This is a genomic window from Streptomyces sp. NPDC040432, from assembly GCF_055595445.1.
In genome coordinates this window covers 142,240-158,725 of the sequence record NZ_JBVIVP010000012.1, presented here as the reverse complement: position 1 = coordinate 158,725, position 16,486 = coordinate 142,240, and the positions used below count along the sequence as shown (strand labels likewise).

The window sequence follows — 16,486 nt, the reverse complement described above, 5'->3', positions numbered from 1 at the left end:
GCTCCGGAATGGACACGATCCGGCCTCAAGAAGGGACGTTTCGACCACATGCGGGCACATGTGCGGCGTCCCGCATCCCTCAGCCATGCGGCCCGAAGGGCGCGCCCCAGCGCACAGCAGCCAGGTGAGTACGACCGGGCGGCGGCCCGGCCTTCCCCGGTCCACCGCCCGCGTGGTGGTCCGCAGAGCCGTGCGGGCCGGAGAGAGAAGGAGTCTGGTCCCGATGACCGTGCGTACCGTCGAGCTCCCCCAGCTGTGGATGCCCTATCCGCTGCGAGTGAATCCGCACCTGCCGGCCCTGCACGCGGAGAACGAGTCCTGGGCGCGCGAGATGGGCATGCTGGAGGGCCACGGCGGGCCCGCGGGCGCGCGCCCGATCTGGACGCGGCCCAAGTTCCACGCGATGACCGTCGACCAACTGACCGCCTGGACCCTGCCCGACGCCTCCCTCGCGGACCTGCGGCTCAACCACCGCTTCAACGTGTGGGCCCTGGCCTGGGACGACTACTTCGCCACCACCTTCAAGCAGACCGGTGACCTCACCGGCGCGGTGGTGTTCACCGCCCGCCTCCACGAGTTCCTGCGGACGGAGCCGGGCGCTCGGCCGCCGGAACCGACGAACGCCGTCGAGCGGGGCATCGCGGACCTTCAGCGCTGCCTGTTCCCGCCGAGGCTGGCGCACTGGCGGCGCGAGTTCAACCAGCACCTCGTGCGGTACGTCGACGCGGGAGTGGAGGAACTCGCGAACAGCCTCAGCGGCCGTGTTCCCCATCTGATCGACTACGCCTCGTTCCGGCGCGACAGTTTCGCCGCCCACACCGCTCCCTACTCCGTGGAGTTGGCCACCGGAGCGCGAATACCCGAACAGATCCGGCACAGCCGGACCGTCCGTGCCCTGCTCGACGCCTTCATGGACTTCATGGGGCTGGCGAACGACATCGCGTCCTACGAGCGGGAGGTGCACGAGGAACGCGACGTCAACAACCTTGTTCTGGTGGTGGGTTCGTCCCTGGGCATCGGTCTCCACGAGGCCGTGCCCGGCGCCCTGAACCTGGTCAACGCCCGGTTGCGGGACTTCGAGCACCTCAGGCGGAACGACCTCGCCCAGCTCGTCCAGCGCACCGGACTGCACCGCGACGAGCGGGAGGAGCTGGAGGTGTGGCTCGGGGGCGCCTGCGGCTTCCTGTCCGGTCTGCACGCCTGGTACACCGGGGCGCCGCGCTACGCCTCCTCGGACGAGCCCTTCCCGGAGTGACGGCGCCGCGGCCGGCATCGACGGAGGGGCGCCGACGGGTGTCGGCGCCCCTCCCCCGTGCGTACGGCCCCGGTGCACGGTCGTGCTCGCCTACCGCCCGCGCAGGAAATCGGTCAGGCGCGTCCACCAGGAGGCTCGGGGTGGGAGCCGGTGCGAGACCACGGGCTCGGTGACGGGACGCGGCGGCGGCGGCGCCGATCGGGTCGCGCCGCTCCGGACCGGGGCGGCGGGCAGCGGGGCCGGGGCGTCCTGGGGCCTCGGTGCGCGGGGCGCGAAGGTCACGGGCAGCGCCGTCAGATGCCGGGCCCAGGTGGAGGATCGCCAGGTCAGGGCTTCCTCGGGGACGGCCAGGGTGATGTCCGGCAGCCGGGTGAGCAGGATGTCGATGCCGGTGTCGGCGATGATGCGACCGATGTCCTGACCGGGGCATTCGTGGGTGCCCGCGCTGAAGGCCAGGTGCGCGCGGTTGTGGTGCACGGGGGTCGAGGGGTCCCTGCGGATGGACTGGTCGACGTTCCCGGCGGCCAGACCCAGCAGGAGCATGTCACCGGCCCTGATCTGCCGACCGCCGAGCACGGTGTCGCCGTTGGCCCAGCGACCCGGGCACACCATCAGCGGGGGCTCGTCCCACAGGACCTGTTCGACGGCCTCCGGGAGCGTCATCTGGCCGCCGGCCAGGGAGCCGCGGAACCGGGGGTCGGTGACGACCATGCGCAGGACGTTGGACATGAGGTTGGCGGTCGTCTCGTAACCGGCGAGCAGGATGAGGCGCAGGTGGTGTTGGACCTCCTCGTCCGTGAGCCGGGCGGGGTGTGCCAGCAGCGCGGAGGCGATGTCCTGGCCCGGGCGGGTCCGCTTGGCGATGACGAGCCGTTCCAGGCTGCGCAGCACGTAGGCGTTGCTGGCCAGCGAGGTCTCGGTGGCCTTGAAGAGGTCACGGGCGGCGTGCACGAGCCCGGGGCCGTCCTCCTCGGACATGCCGAGCAGGTGGGTGAGGGTCAGCATGGGTACGTGCTCGGTGAACTGGCCGACCAGTTCCGCCTCGCCGCTCTCGCTGAACGTGTCGATCACCTGGTGGGCGAAGCGGGTGATCTGCCGGCGGACCCCGCGGTGGTCGAACTGGCTGAGGCCGGCCGTGACGGCTCCGCGCAGTCGCTGGTGTTCCTCGCCGTCCGCGCAGACGCAGTCGGGACGCCAGCCGATCATGGGGACCAGGGGTGAGGTGGCGGGGTCGATCTCCCCGCTCCGCCAGCCGTGCCAGACGCGGGGGTCGCGGGAGAACTGGGTGGGGCGGCTGGCCACGTCCCGGTTCTCCTGGTAGCCGAGGACGAGCCAGGCGCGGACGTCACCGTCGAGGAGGACGGGCGCCACGGGACCGTGCTCGGCCCGCAGCTTCTCGTACAGGCCCATGGGGTCCGTCTCCGCGGCGGGTCCGTACAGACGGGTGGCTCCGCCGGGTCCCGTGGCGGTATGGGCCGGGCATCCCGGGGGCGGGACCGAACCGCCGTACTCGGTGGCGTGTTCGGGGGGTGGGAAGGTCATGCGGACTCCTGGGCGGCTGCAAGGGTGCACAGGTAGACCATCAGCGAGAGCAGGGCGTCGCGGCAGGACGCCCGGTCGCGTGCGTCACAGGTGACGATGGGCACGGAATCGCTGAGGGCCAGGGCGGTGCGCAGTTCGGGCAGGGGGTACTGCGGTGCCTCGGGGAAGGTGTTGACGACGACGACGAAGGGCACCCGGCGGTCTTCGAGGCGGGTGACGACCTCGAAGCAGACTTCGATCGTGCGGGTGTCGACGAGGACCACGGCGCCGAGGGCACCTTCGAAGATGCCGTTCCACAGGAACCAGAAGCGCTCCTGTCCGGGTGTTCCGAACAGGTAGAGGATCAGCTCCTGGTTGATGCTGATCCGGCCGAAGTCCATCGCGACGGTCGTGGTGTTCTTGCCCGAGACGCCGGGGTTGTGGTCGATCCCGACGCCCGCCTGCGTCATCGTCTCCTCGGTGGTCAGGGGCGGGATCTCGCTCACCGCGCCGACCATGGTGGTCTTGCCGACCCCGAAGCCGCCGACGACCACCACCTTGACTCCCCTGGCGCCGTGGGGCAGCAGCATGCCGGCGTCGCGCCGGCCGGCGCCGGGCGCCTCAGAGCTTGCGTAGTCCATGGATCACCGCCTCCAGCAGGCCGCGTTCGGGAAAGGCAGCCACCGGCACGGGTGCGATGGCTTCGAGCCGCTCTTCGTCGACGAGTTTGGACAGCAGTACGGTGACGACGCTGAACGGGAGGCTGAGGTACGCCGACACCTCGGCCACCGACAGCGGGTAGGTGCACAGGGAGAGGATGGCGGCCTGTTCGGGCTGCATCGAGGGGTCGGGCTCGGACCTCGCCGCGATGAGGGTGACGAGGTCGAAGGTCTTCGCCGCGGATGCCGGGCCGCCGGTGATGACGTAGAGCGGAACGGGGGTGCCTTCATCCCACGGGTCCGGATTCTCTGATGTCACATCGCCTGCCCTACGTCCTCACGGGGCGGGCTGGTCATGTGCTGACCGATCCGGACCACCAACGTCCTCATGCGGTCGCCGAGGAGTCCGGCGTCCACCTCCTCGTCGGCCAGGACCGCGAGGGCGGCCCCGGGGCCTGCCGCCATCAACGAGAAGTACCCGCCGTCCGCCTCGATGCCGACCATCCGCGTCGAGCCGTCCCCGTGCGGGAACATCTGCGCGACGGCCCTCGCCAGGCTCTGGATGCCGGAGCAGGCGGCGGCGAGGGCGTCGGCGGTGTCGGGCGCCGTGTTCGCCTGACCGATGCACAGGCCGTCCGACGACAGGACGACCACGTGTCGCACGTAAGGGACACCGCCCACGAGCTCCTTGAGCATCCAGTCCATGTTGGGCAGTGGCTGCATGTTACTCAACCTCATCTGACGGCTCGCTGTGGGAAGTGGAAGGTTCGGCGCCCGATCGCCTCTCGCCGTTGAACGCCTCCCACATCAGCCCCGGCTGGCGGGTGCTGCCGGAGGTGCCCCAGGAGATGACAGGAGCGACGGGAGGCGTGGGGGTGGCCAGGACGACCGGTGTCGGGACGGGTGATTCGCGTCGTCGTTGAGGCAGTCCGCCCAGGCTCTTCCTGACCTCGGGAGTGTCCTCGACGGCGTCGCGCACCGGCATCGGGCGGGACAGCGCGGGGCCTCCCTGGCGCTTGCGCACGGGTTCCTGGGGGCGGCGGACGATGGACTGCGGCACCGTGGTGATCAGTCGCCTGGGCACGAGGACGACCGCCCGTACACCGCCGTAGGCGGAGGTGCGCAGGTCGACCTCGCAGCCGTGCTCGTGGGCGAGCCTGCTGACCACCGGCAGGCCGAGTTGCGTCACCTCGCCCAGGCCCGCCAGGTTGATGCCCGAGACCGCCCGCGCCATGACGCGTTCGACGTGTTCCCGGACCTCCTCGGTGAGTCCGACGCCGCGGTCCTCGATCTCGATCGCGATGCCGGAGGGCACCTCGCTCGCGGTGACCTCCACCGGGGTGTGCGGCGGCGAGAACGTCGTCGCGTTGTCAAGGAGTTCGGCGAGCAGGTGGATCAGCGGTTCGGCTCCGGGGCCGATCACCGCCACCTCCGCCACCGACTGGAGTCGCACCCGGGGATAGTCCACGATGCGTGACATCGCGCCGCGCAGGACGTCGTAGAGCGGGATCGGCTTGGACCACTGTCGGCCGGGGCGGGCGTCGCCCAGGACCGCGATGCTGGCGGCCAGGCGGCCGATCAGCGCGTTGCGGTGGTCGATGTCCTGGAGGCCTCGGGAGACGATGACGTCCGTCCCGTGCATGATCTGCATGGAACGCAGGTCCCTGGCGAGCTGGTGCACGATCGACTGGACCCTGCGCGCGACGGCCACCAGGGCGCGCTGGGACGCGTCCCGCGTCTGCTCCTCGGCCTCCACCGCTTCCAGGAGCGTCCGGAGCGCGCCTTCGAGCGCTTCGGTGAACTCGGCGTCCAAATGGGTCCCGAAGCTCACGGCATGCAGGATGTCCGATGCGGAATCGCCCTTCTGCAGGCGGGCGACGGCGGCGGGGAGCAGTTCCTCGGCGAGCCAGACGGTGGTCGCCCGCTGGTCGGCGAGGCGTCCGAGCAGCGCGGCCTCGCGTTGCGCGGAACGGGCTTCGGCCTCGGCCCGCGCCTGGTCCTGGCGGGCGGCCTCGGCGGAGCGCAGGCGGCGCACGGTCTCGGCCGAGGTGATGACCGTCAGGACGACGGCGGCGACGCCGCACCAGGCGACAGTCGTCCATATGTGTGCAGGGGAAAGGAGCAACGCCATCGCGGTGGCCCCGGCCAGGACTCCGGGAGGAAGCAGCCACTCCCGGACGACAGCGGTTGGCCGGGATCTGGAAATTGCACCTGCACGAACCATCAAGGTCCCCTACCAGTCTGATAAGAGCGGACTGAGGTGATGCGACGCACCGAAAGGAACACCGGAACTCCACCCGCGCTCGCACGCGTGCTCGATGGCGTCCCCGGTCGGTCGCTCCGGGAGCGCGCCGTCGCCACTCCCCCGTGCGGCCACGGTCCTTCCGCAGCGCGCCACAGCGTCCATGACTCGCTGTGAGCGCAGCGCAACACATCGGGGAGCATAGTCAGTTCGGGTTCGCCATGTGACCTTGCGGTAAGGACAGCCCGCACCGGTTATTCCGAGCCCACAAACGACCAATCGAGGTACCCAAGATGCTATGAAACGATCACGTTCTGGCGTCCGTTCGGACGGATCCCGCACCCGTCCCCGTACGCCTGGCCGGTGGGTGCACTGAAGACCGAGCCGGTGCGCCGATCGCGCGGCCGAAGCCGGTCGGGGCACCCGCGGCGACGGCGTACGGATGTGTGACGCCATGAAAAAAGCGGCGTCAGCACCCGCTGACGCCGCCCCGCTGGTCCTCCGTCGTGCCGCTCAGCCCTCCGAGACGGAGGAAAGGGTGGTGGGGTCCACTCCGGAGAGTTCGACGATCCGGTGGGCCGGTACGCCGGCGGCGAGTGCGCGGCGCAGCAGGTCGTCCCGGTTGTCCTCGGTGTCGCGGAAGGCGGCCAGGTCCTCCTCGACGTCCGCGACGGTCTCCGTCGCCGCGGCGCGGCGCACCCGCTCCAACTCCTCGGCTCCCAGCGGGATCGGGAGCCGTTCGGCGCCCTCGGGGATCAGGGCCGTCTCCTCCGGGGGTACCACGCGGACCTCGGCGGACGCGGGACTGACGCCCTGGGCCGTGAACCAGGCCTGTACGGCCGGGGTGTCCAGGCACTCCAGCGGTCCGACGAGGATCAGGGGCGTCCCCTGCCAGCCGGAGGCGGGGTTGGCGAGGAACAGGTAGGCGTCGTCCGTCATCGTGGGTCACTCTCCTGGTACACCGGGCCGCACTCGATCGCCCACCGCCTACCCCGCGATTCCGCGTTCAAGCAGCCGTCGCGCGACCGGGTGCGGGGCCTCTCGGGAACCGGGCCGGGTGCGCGGGGTCAGGGCGCGTCGTTCGGGGCGCCGGGGGCCACGCGCTCGGCCGCCTCCACCACCTCCGGGGTCGGCGACCGATGGCGGAACGTCGCGTCGGGGAGCGTGCCCTCGCCGGCCGGGACGCCGCCCGTCAGCAGGGTGCAGGCGCCGATCACGGTCGCGGCCGCGAGACCGACGGCGGTACCGCGCCGGCGGGTGGCGGGCTTCCTCGGCGCCGGGGCGGACCGCGCGTGGGAGCGGACGACCGCGCGGGGCGTCGACGGCGCGCGGCGCGCGGGGACTTCCGCGGAGCCCCTCGTGATAGTCGTGCGGGAGGCGGGCGCGCGGACCAGGTCCCGCAGGCCGAGATGGACCCGGGCGGCGTCGGGGCGTGCGTCCGGGTCCCGGTCCGTCATCGCCCTCAACAGCCTGCCGAGCTCGGCCGGGAGCCCTTCCGGGACCCGGGGCGGGTGCAGGAGGTGGGCGGTGCCCACTTCGACGGGTGTCCCCCGGTACTCGCGGTGGCCGGTGAGCGCTTCAAGGAGAGTCAGTCCGAAGGCGTAGACGTCACTGGCCGTGGTGGCGGCCTCGCCGAGGAGCTGTTCCGGGGCCATGTACGCGAGCGTGCCGACCAGCGTGTCGGGTGTCCCGCGGGGCCGGTCGTGCACGGTCCGGGACAGCCCGAAGTCGGCCAGGAAGGGAGCCTCCCCGTCGCGGAGGAGGACGTTGGAGGGCGTGACGTCGTGGTGGATGATGCCGTGGCCGTGGACGTGGTCGAGGGCCGAGGCCAGTTCGGCGCCGAGCCGGGTGACCTGGACGGTGTCGAGGCGACCGGCCTCCATGCGGGTGCGCAGGGTTCCGCCGTCGATCAACTCCGTGACCATGAAGGCCGCTCGGCCGTCGCAGCCGATGTCGTAGACGGTCACGAGCGCCCGGTGCGAGAGCCGGGCCATGGTGCGGGCCTCGTCGCAGAAGCGCTCGACGCCGGCCGTGTCGGTGTCCGCCCGGAACACCTTGACGGCCACGTCGCGCCCCAACACCTCGTCCGTACCGCGGAAGACGTCGGCCGTGCCGCCGGTTCCTATGGGCGCCCGGAGGCGGTAGCGGCCCCCGAGCAGGGTGTCGTGTTCGGGTGGTGTTCCGTACGCGGGGACGAGCCGGGCCGGCATGCGGATTCCTCCTCCACTCGGGGCGGTGCCCCGCGCCTACCCCGGCACGCGGGGCCGACACCCCCGAGGCGGCGTCACGCGGCCGGGGTGGGTGTCGGGCCCGCACCCGTGTCAGGAGGACCGGGGCGCCTCGGCTTCCCCCGGTCCCGCGGGCGTGAGGCCGTAACAGCTCGTGTAGCACATGAGGCGGTGCACGTCCCCGGCCTCCGGAGAGGGGACGAGGGCGAGCTCGAAGGTGACGTCCTGTCGCTGTGCGGTCGTGTCCATGTCTTGGCTCCTTCGTCGCTGGTGCCCGTTCCCGCAGGGACGGGGGCGGGCCGGACAGGTCGAGCCTCGTCGGCCGGGGGGACCCGCGGTGTCATCCGAACGGAGGAGCGGGCGGCGGAAGCCGCAGGCGCGGTGCGATGTCGCGGCGGACGGGGGGAAGGACGAAGGACCCCGGTCCGACGACCGGGGTCCTTCACGCGTCGGGGCCGAGGGCCCGTGGGCGGGGCCGATCGGGCGGCCTCCGGTCGCCGGCTCAGCCCGCCGGCGCGGGCGCCGCCTCCACCGTAGGGGGTTCGGTTTCGGTGAGTTGCTCGCGCAGGTAGTTCCAGAAGACGGCGATGAGCGCGGCGGCGGGCACGGCGAGGAGGCTGCCCACGACTCCGGCCAGGCTGCCGCCCAGGGTGACCGCCAACAGGACCACCGCCGCGTGGAGGCCGAGCCCGCGGCTCTGGATCATCGGCTGGAACACGTTCCCTTCGAGCTGCTGGACCACGATGATGATCGCCAGCACGATCAGCGCGTCCGTCAGCCCGTTGGACACCAGGGCGATGAGCACCGCCACCAGGCCCGCGAACAGGGCGCCCACGATCGGCACGAACGCGGACACGAAGGTCAGCACCGCGAGCGGCAGCACCAGGGGCACGCCCACGATCCACAGGCCGAGGCCGATGAACACGGCGTCGAGCAGCCCGACGAAGGCCTGGGAGCGCACGAACGAGCCCAGGGTGTCCCAGCTCCGGGAGGCCACGACCGGGACGTCGGTGGCGAACCGGCCGGGGAGCTGGCGGGTCAGCCACGGCAGGAACCGGGGGCCGTCCTTGAGGAAGAAGAACATCAGGAAGAGCGCGAGGACAGCGGTGACCAGGCCGTTGAACACGGTGCTGACACCGGTGGCGACGGTGGAGACGGCGCTGCCGACGCTGTTCTGGAGCCGGGCCATGGCGGCGTCGAAGGCACCTGTGAGTTGGTCGTCACCGATGTTCAGCGGCGGCCCGGCGGCCCATTCCCGCAGTTGCTGGATGCCCTGGCGCACACCCTCGACCAACTCGCCCGACTGGGAGGCCACGGGGACGGCGATCAGCGCGACGATGCCCGCGGCCACCAGCAGGAACAGCAGGGTGACCGCGGTCGCGGCGAGCGCGGGCCGCCATCCCCGCCGCCGCAGGAAGGAGGCCAGGGGCCAGGTCAGCGTGGTGAGGAACAGGGCGACTATGAGCGGCCAGACCACCGACCACATGCGGCCGAGGATCCAGAGGGCGGCCGCCGCCATCGCCAGCACCACCAGCGACTCGGCACTGACGCGTGCCGACGTACGAAGAGCGGCGGCGGCTCTTCCGGAGCTCAATGTGACAGACATGGGGGTCACCTTAAGCACCCCGGGGCGGGGTCAGATCACCAGTGGTGCCTCCGACCATCGACGGACCCGGTACGGGGCCCACCACAGGTGGTCGCCGAGACGCAGGACGAGGGTCTCCCCCATGAGGTCGTCCAGGATCGGCTGCGGGATCGCGTCGGCGCGGGCGCCGTCGGTGAGGGCCGTGATGGCCTCGTGGTACTCCGGTTCGTCGATGGTGAAGCGGCGCAGTTCGCCGTAACGCCGGTCGCGCACCTGGATGAACCCCGGGCCGTACCGGAAGACGCATTTGCAGATGTAGTACGCGTTGCGCCAGGCCAGAGCCGTCGCGGCGGGGTCGGCGGTGCCGAGGACGGCCGTCGGCGGGTGGAGATGGCCGTAGTGGCGCCAGGCATCGGGGTCGGGGCCCGTGTGCAACTGCCAGTCGACCGAGATGGCCAGGCTGGAAAGGTCACCCACGAAGCTGAGGGCCCGGACCGACCAGGCGGCGTCGGCGGGGTCGGTGACGTCGACCGGGCGCGGGAGCGTGACGTGCCGGGCCCCCGCCGCGAAGAGCCTGCGGGCCGCCTCGCCGCCGGTGAGGTCGATCTCGTAGCGGCCCAGGAACATGCTGGGCAGCGCGCCGACCTCGGGGTCGTAGTCCCGTGAGGCGGTCACCGTGAAGGGCGCGGTGCCGGTGAGTGCTGGAGTCATCGTCGTCCCTCTGTCCGGCGGGTGTCAGGCGGTCGTGGTGGCGAGTTCGGAGTCGCGGGTGGAGGTGTGCCGCATGAAGTCGATCCGCAGGAACTCCTCGTTGAGGGCGGGCGGCGCGATCTGCACGAACTGCCCGCTGTCCTCGAAGACGACCCCGAGCGCGCGCCATCGCGCCAGCACCTGCCGCAGCTCCTCCTCGCTCCTCCCGTGCTCGTCGTGCAGCTTGCGGGCGGCCGCCTTCACCGTGTGGGGCTGGTCGAGCAGCCGGAACAGGGCCAGTTCGAACGGGTCGGTCAGTTCCAGGTGCGTCCAGTCGAAGGCGCGGCGCTTGCTGACGAGCACGATGCGGTCCTCCAGGTCGCAGTGGGTGAGGCGGCTGCCGGCGTAGTTCCGCTTCCAGTGCTGGATGGCCTCGTCGAGACGTTCCACGACGTCCTCCCCGATGCCGCGCGGTGGCACGTCGAAGACGTACGCCAGGTCGAACATCTCGGCGTCGGGGAGGTCGTAGGTGAGCCGGTAGGGTTCGGCGGCGCGCAGTTCGGAGAAGCCGAGACCGGGGTTGTTGAAGTACGGGCTGAACCGCTCGATGGCGATCCGGGAGGACGGTCCGACGGGCGGGTTGAGGTGTTCCAGCGCGGCCATCTGCGCCACCACGTCGGTGTAGTCCTCGGCGTCCTCGCCGGGGAATCCGTGCAGGTAGTTCCAGGCGACCGAGAGGCCAACGGTGGCGGCGTCCCGGAGCATGCGGACGTTCTGGCCGCCGGTCACGCCCTTGTCCATGAGGGTCAGCACCCGGCTGTTGAGGCTCTCGATGCCCGGTTGGACGAAGATCAGGCCCGCGTCGGCGAGGGTCTGGAGCTGTCCCTGGCGCATGTTGGACTTGATCTCGATGTGCATGCGCAGGTCGAAGCCGCTGTCGATGATGCGGGGCAGCACCGTCTTCACGTATCCCATGTCCAGGATGTTGTCGACGACGTACATGTCCAGGACCCGGTGCTTGCGGGCGAGTTCGATGATCTCGTCGTAGAACACGTCCGGGCTCTTGCTGCGGAACTGCATGAACGATCCGTTCAGCCCGCAGAAGGTGCAGTGGTGCTTCTCGCCCCACCAGCAGCCCCGGGCGCCCTCGACGACCAGTTTGGGCTCGACCCAGTTCCGGGCGTGCGAGGAGGCGAGGCGCTCGAAGTAGCCGGCGTAGTCCGGCGGGAGGATCGCGGCGGGCGGCAGCGGTTTGGTGCTCATGGCGTTGACCACGGAGGTACCGTCCGAGTCGCGCCAGCACAGTCCCGGGACCTCCGACAGCGGCTCGCCGGCGTCCAGCGCCCTGAGCAGCGCGGGGAACGACACCTCGCCCTCGCCGCGCAGGACGTGGTCGACGAAGGGGAAGTTGCGGTGGACGGTCTCGCCCTGCTTGCCGTCGCAGTTGGCGCCGCCCATGGCCGTCACGATGTGCGGGGCGAGGCGCTTGACGTACTTGGCGGCGGCGAGGGCGGCCGTGTTCTGCTGGAAGGTCGAGGTGAATCCGACCACGTCCGGTGCGAGTTCGACGATGCGCTCGGCAATGTGCCGCACGAAATCGGGAGCGGTCTCGTGCAAAGCCTTCGTCATCTCCATGCGGGGCCCGCGCACCCGCGTTCTCATGGCCTCGGTGAATTCGGCGACCCGCCACTTCGGGTCGTCGTACAGGGCGGAGGAGAACACCCAGTCGCCGCAGCCGAGGAAATAGGATCCGAGCGAGTAGTAGGAGTAGTCCTCCAGCGTGAATTCCGTGTTCCTGGTGATCCAGTCCACGTATTCGATGTTGGCGTGGAGAACGTCCGCGGTGGCGTTCGGTACGCGCTCGTCCACGCTGCGCTTGAGAATTCCGAGAGCCAGCGACGGAAGGTCGATCGGGGCCCAGGGCATGTTCACCAGGAGTACGCGCATGGCTGGCCTCTTCTCATGTGATCGGTGCGCGGTGACAGGGGTCCGCCGGGTGTCCGGCCGGGAGCGGTCGGGCTCCCGGCCGGGCCGGTGGGGCCGGTCGCGCCCGCGGTGCGCGGGCCGGCCCCTCGTTGCTGCTCGGCTACTTGTCCTCGTCCTCCATCTCCTCCGCGGAGCGGAGGTAGACGACGACACCGACGCCCGGCTTGCGGCTCTCCTCGTCGCCTTCCAGCGGGTCGCCGTGGATGATGTCCTTCTGCATGCTGTTCACCTCCTCTCCGGGTGTGGGGACGGCTCGGCCCGCACGGGCGCCGTGGGCAGCCCGCGACCGAGAAATCTGAGGGACCGCCGGATCACGGCCAGATGGTCGGCGCCGTCGTAGCCGTCGTGGCCGGAGTCCAGCCACATCAGCTCGTGGGCGACCCCGGCGGCGCGCAGGACGGCCAGGTAGGCCTCGACCTGTTCCGGTGGGCACTTGGCGTCCCGGCGCGCGGCGACGACCAGGAGCGGGGAGCGGATGGCGGCCGCGTACGTGGACGGGGAGGCGTGGGCGTAGGCGTCGGGCACCTCGTCCGGGGTGCCTCCGAACAGCCTGCTGTCGAGGGCCTGGAGGGCGGGCGTGGAGTGCCGGAAGGCCGTGGCGCAGTCGGCGAGGGGCTTGACGGCCACTCCGACGTCCCACAGGTCGGGACGGGTTCCCATGGCGAGCAGGGTCAGGTAGCCGCCCCAGGAGGTGCCGCACAGGCCCACGGCCCCCTCACGGCCGATTCCCCTGTCGAGCAGTTCGGCGCGGGCGCGCACCAGGTCGGCGACCTGGGTGTGGCCGACGCCCTCGGAGTAGGCGTGTCGCCAGTGCGGCCCGTAGCCGGTCGAACCGCGGTAGTTGACGCGGGCCACGGCGTGACCCGAGCCGACGAGGGCCTGCACCATGGGGTCGTAGGCGTCGCGGTCGTGGTCGGCCGGGCCGCCGTGGACCAGGAGGACCAGGGGGTGCGGCGCGGGACGGTCGGCGGGTGTGGTGACGAGGGTGTGCACCGGGCCGTCGGGGCCGGGGGTCCACAGGTCCCGGCGCCGGCCGAACCGCGGGAGCCGCCACTGGCTCTGCCCGGGCAGGGGCCTGCCCGACAGGGACAGCGCGCGCGGCACGTTCACCGCGTCGGTCCAGATGAAGTGCACGTCGCCGTCGGCGGCGGGTGCCGCGTCCAGGATGCTGCCCTCCGGGGTGGGCACCGGGGTCAGCTCGCCGCGGTCCAGGTCGGCGGTGAACAGTCGGCTGCGGCCGTGCCGGTCCTGCCGGAGCAGGATGCGCGTGCCGCCCGGGCCGGGGTACCAGCGGGCGGTGGTCTCGGTGTCGAACGAGCACCAGGGCAGCAGCTCCAGTCCCCGGTCGGGGGCCCAGGTACCGACGTGGTAGCGGCCGGCCCGCTCGCGCAGGACCAGCAACAGGGTGCGGCCGGAGCTCGGCTGCGGGGCCGATGACGTCGTCGGGCCGGGTGCGGCCGGGGCGTCGGGGAAGGGCACGGCACCGGGTAAGGGCGGTGCGCCCGCCAACGGCGCGCCCGTGGGTGCGAAGCCGAGCGCCCAGGTGCGCTCCCCGGTACCGGAGAGCACCGCGACCGTGGTCCCGTCCGGGGTCAGCAGTGTCACGGCGCGATCGGAGTGCGCGGGTCCGGACACCGCCAGCAGGGAGCCGTCCGGCGCCAGGTCGCACAGCGTCCCGGATTCCGTCGTGCGCAGCACGGGCAGGGCGATGCCGCCCCGCCGCCCCAGGTGGACGGCGAGCCCCTCGGGCGTCCGGATTCCGACGGCCACCGGGCCGCCCGCCGCCAGCGCCAGGCCGGCGGGCCGCCCGTGCGGTACGCCGACCAGGGCGGGACGGTCCGGGCCGCCGTCGAACCCCTGGGTGCGCCAACCGCCGCTGCCGGCCGGGTCCTCGTCGAACCACCAGACGAACTCGTCGTCGTCGATGGCGCACAGCAGTGTGCCGTGCGGCCGGTCGGTCAGTTGTCGGCCGGTGCCCTCGGAGCGGTCCCACGTGAAGATCTCGCAGCGGCCGTCGGCGTCCCCCGTGTACACCATCCGGTCGGGGTTGCGGGGGCTGGTCACCGGCAGCACCGGCCGGTAGATGCCGTACGTGCGTGTGCCCGTCGTCGGCCCGGGCCGCGTCATGGCGCCTCCTCCACGACGAATCCGGCTCTGGAGGTCGCGTACAGGGCCAGGCCGGCGAAGGCTCCCGCGCACCCCAGCGCCACGGCGCGCCCCCCGTACTGCGCCACCAGGACCCCCGCCGCCACCGGGGCGAGCACCGCGACGCCCTGACCGGCGGTGCCCAGGACCGTCCCCATCCGGGCGAGGAGCCGGTCGGGGGTGGCCAGGACCGCCCGGGTCTGCAGGACGACCACCACGGACGGCACGATCAGCGACACCCCGCCCAGCAGCAGGCCGTAGGTCCAGGTCCGTGTCGCGAACGCGAGCCCGGCCGCGGTCGGCACCATGACCCACGATGCGGCCGTCACGATCAGCGCGGCCGGGACCCGTCGCACCAGCCACGGCGCGGCGAGTGCGCCGAGCAGTCCGCCGACGCCCGCCAGGGTGAGGATGAGTCCGATCGAGGACGGGTCGGCGCCCTGGGCGTGGGAGGAGAACACCGCGTGGAAGTACAGCGCGCCGAGGAGCGCGTTGATCCCTGCGGTCCACACCACCACGAAGCGCAGGAAGGGTTCGGCGCGGACGAAGCGGAGCCCTTCGGCGAACTCACGGGTGAACGGCTCGGCCGGGCCCTCCCGGTCGGGCGTCAGGTCGGTGCGGATCGCCCTGCTCAACACCGCCACCAACAGGAACGAGACCGCGTCCGCGAGGAGCGGCACCCACCGCGACAGTTGGTACAGGACGCCGCCGAGCGTCGGCCCGACGATCTGCACGGCCTGGTCCCGGGCCTGTAGGTATCCGATCGCCCGGGTGTATCCCGCGGGCGGCACCAGCCGACGGATCGTCCCGGAGGCGGCGGCCCCGTAGGTGGCACTGGCGGCCTGCTCGATCGCCGCGGCGACGAGGACGTGGACGAGGAGGACGTGGCCGAGGGCCACGGTGACGAACACCGATCCCATGGCGCAGGCCGCGACGAGGGCGGCCGCGTACATCATGGGCTTGCGGGGCCACCGGTCGGCGAACACGCCCGCGATCGGGGAGACCACCAGTCCGGTGACGAGTGCCACCGAGGCGACGAGGCCGGCGAGGCCGGCCGAGTGTCCGGCGCCCAGCAGGATCAGCGGGAGGAAGAGGGAGGAGGCGCAGGTGCCGAGTCCGTCGACGGCGCCCGCCGTCCAGAAGAGCAGGAAATCCCGGCTGCGCAAAGGGGAGGAGGACCGACGTTCACCCTCGGGCAATAACTCGTCGGGCAATAACTCGTCGGGTAGTGAATCGTCGGGTAATAAGGGGCCCGAGGGTTCTAATTTCTCCTCGGCCTCTCCCATCAGAAATCCCGCTCGGGGGATATTGCTGACACGAACGAACCCACAATACCCCCCATTGATATGTGGTACGTACGGCCGCTGAGGGTTGCGATCGTATCGAACGCGGTCACCCCTTACAACACCTTCGTTCGAATGTAATTCTGGATCAAGGAACGAGGTTTTCCGGGGGTGCCGAGGGGTCTCGTGGGCGGACTCCCGCCGGGGATCGGGCCCCGGTACGACGACAGGGCCCGGGCCGCGCGTCGCGGTCCGGGCCCTGCCCCTGCGGTGCCGCCCCGCGGCGGCGGTGCGTCAGCTCCGGGCGGTGTCGTCGCCCGCCTGCGCGGCGGCTTCGGCCGCCGCCGCCTTCTCGCGCATCTTGCGCACCAGCTCGGCCTTCTGGTCGGCCGCGCCCTGGCGGTCGCGGTTGCGGTGCGGGCCGTTCTCCTGCCGTTCGGCGCGGGACAGCCGCTTGCGCTGGCCGCCGCCCTGACCCACGGGGTTGTTGATGTTCTTGCTGTCGGTCACGGGTTCTCCCGGTAGTGGTGTGGAGTGGTCCACGGAGCGATCGGTGGGGGACGGGCGGCGACGTCGGGGGACGTCAGCAGGGGCCCATCACGCCCTCACTCGTAAATCGGCCTCCGGAAGAACACGACAAGGACGTTACCCGGTTCCCTCGGCACCGCACACCAACCCCTCACCTCCGTCGGGCTCGCGGCCCGACGGAGGTGAGGGGTCCGGGCCGCGTCCTCGCGGCCGAGACTTCACTTATGATTCATCGCGGCCGCGGGACGGCGACTCGTCGGTCGGACGGCGGACCCCCGACGCAGGTCACGAGGATCTTGGGGAATCGAGTGACCGCAGGCATGCGTTCCGCCGGCGTGGTGTGCCCGGTCCACCCGCCCGCCGA

Annotated in this window: 15 protein-coding genes; 1 reads left to right on the top strand and 14 read right to left on the bottom strand. The window is 71.6% G+C overall.

Features of this window, described 5'->3' with window-relative positions:
* Window positions 1-223: 223 nt before the first annotated feature.
* Window positions 224-1,255, top strand: a complete 1,032-nt coding sequence (locus ACZ58N_RS24230; protein ID WP_471163484.1) for a terpene synthase family protein — start codon at window positions 224-226, stop codon at window positions 1,253-1,255.
* 90 nt (window positions 1,256-1,345) lie between these two features.
* Here the strand turns inward: ACZ58N_RS24230 and ACZ58N_RS24225 are convergent, their stop codons facing one another.
* The 14 genes from ACZ58N_RS24225 to ACZ58N_RS24160 all read right to left on the bottom strand — a co-directional run bounded on the left by ACZ58N_RS24225 (window position 1,346) and on the right by ACZ58N_RS24160 (window position 16,104).
* The gene (locus ACZ58N_RS24225; RefSeq protein WP_471163481.1) at window positions 1,346-2,797 is read right to left on the bottom strand and encodes a cytochrome P450; all 1,452 of its coding nucleotides are present in this window, start codon (window positions 2,795-2,797) and stop codon (window positions 1,346-1,348) included.
* The gene (locus ACZ58N_RS24220; RefSeq protein ID WP_471163478.1) at window positions 2,794-3,417 is read right to left on the bottom strand and encodes a GTP-binding protein; all 624 of its coding nucleotides are present in this window, start codon (window positions 3,415-3,417) and stop codon (window positions 2,794-2,796) included. The genes ACZ58N_RS24225 and ACZ58N_RS24220 overlap by 4 nt, the downstream gene beginning before the upstream one ends.
* Window positions 3,398-3,754, bottom strand: a complete 357-nt coding sequence (locus tag ACZ58N_RS24215; RefSeq protein WP_471163476.1) for a DUF742 domain-containing protein — start codon at window positions 3,752-3,754, stop codon at window positions 3,398-3,400. Before ACZ58N_RS24215 ends, ACZ58N_RS24220 begins: the two co-directional genes overlap by 20 nt.
* The gene (locus ACZ58N_RS24210; protein ID WP_281204722.1) at window positions 3,751-4,158 is read right to left on the bottom strand and encodes a roadblock/LC7 domain-containing protein; all 408 of its coding nucleotides are present in this window, start codon (window positions 4,156-4,158) and stop codon (window positions 3,751-3,753) included. The genes ACZ58N_RS24215 and ACZ58N_RS24210 overlap by 4 nt, the downstream gene beginning before the upstream one ends.
* A gap of 1 nt (window position 4,159) precedes the next feature.
* Complete coding sequence (locus ACZ58N_RS24205; protein ID WP_471163473.1) at window positions 4,160-5,566, bottom strand: sensor histidine kinase; 1,407 nt, start codon at window positions 5,564-5,566, stop codon at window positions 4,160-4,162.
* 624 nt (window positions 5,567-6,190) lie between these two features.
* A complete protein-coding gene (locus ACZ58N_RS24200; RefSeq protein ID WP_471163470.1) occupies window positions 6,191-6,616 on the bottom strand; it encodes a DUF6003 family protein in 426 nt (141 codons plus the stop codon).
* 128 nt (window positions 6,617-6,744) lie between these two features.
* Window positions 6,745-7,887, bottom strand: a complete 1,143-nt coding sequence (locus ACZ58N_RS24195; protein ID WP_471163467.1) for a serine/threonine-protein kinase — start codon at window positions 7,885-7,887, stop codon at window positions 6,745-6,747.
* A gap of 111 nt (window positions 7,888-7,998) precedes the next feature.
* Window positions 7,999-8,154: a hypothetical protein gene (locus ACZ58N_RS24190; RefSeq protein ID WP_471163464.1), complete on the bottom strand. Its 156-nt coding sequence runs from the start codon at window positions 8,152-8,154 to the stop codon at window positions 7,999-8,001.
* 253 nt (window positions 8,155-8,407) lie between these two features.
* A complete protein-coding gene (locus ACZ58N_RS24185; RefSeq protein ID WP_471163462.1) occupies window positions 8,408-9,511 on the bottom strand; it encodes an AI-2E family transporter in 1,104 nt (367 codons plus the stop codon).
* A 30-nt stretch (window positions 9,512-9,541) separates the two neighbouring features.
* Entirely contained in the window at window positions 9,542-10,201 is a 660-nt protein-coding gene (locus tag ACZ58N_RS24180; RefSeq protein ID WP_471163459.1) for a DUF5825 family protein, read from the bottom strand.
* A 24-nt stretch (window positions 10,202-10,225) separates the two neighbouring features.
* A complete protein-coding gene (locus ACZ58N_RS24175; protein ID WP_471163457.1) occupies window positions 10,226-12,127 on the bottom strand; it encodes a RiPP maturation radical SAM C-methyltransferase in 1,902 nt (633 codons plus the stop codon).
* A gap of 264 nt (window positions 12,128-12,391) precedes the next feature.
* A complete protein-coding gene (locus ACZ58N_RS24170; protein ID WP_471163454.1) occupies window positions 12,392-14,293 on the bottom strand; it encodes an alpha/beta hydrolase family protein in 1,902 nt (633 codons plus the stop codon).
* A complete protein-coding gene (locus ACZ58N_RS24165; RefSeq protein WP_471163453.1) occupies window positions 14,290-15,597 on the bottom strand; it encodes an MFS transporter in 1,308 nt (435 codons plus the stop codon). Before ACZ58N_RS24165 ends, ACZ58N_RS24170 begins: the two co-directional genes overlap by 4 nt.
* A gap of 291 nt (window positions 15,598-15,888) precedes the next feature.
* Entirely contained in the window at window positions 15,889-16,104 is a 216-nt protein-coding gene (locus tag ACZ58N_RS24160; protein WP_471163451.1) for a DUF6243 family protein, read from the bottom strand.
* Window positions 16,105-16,486: the final 382 nt, after the last annotated feature.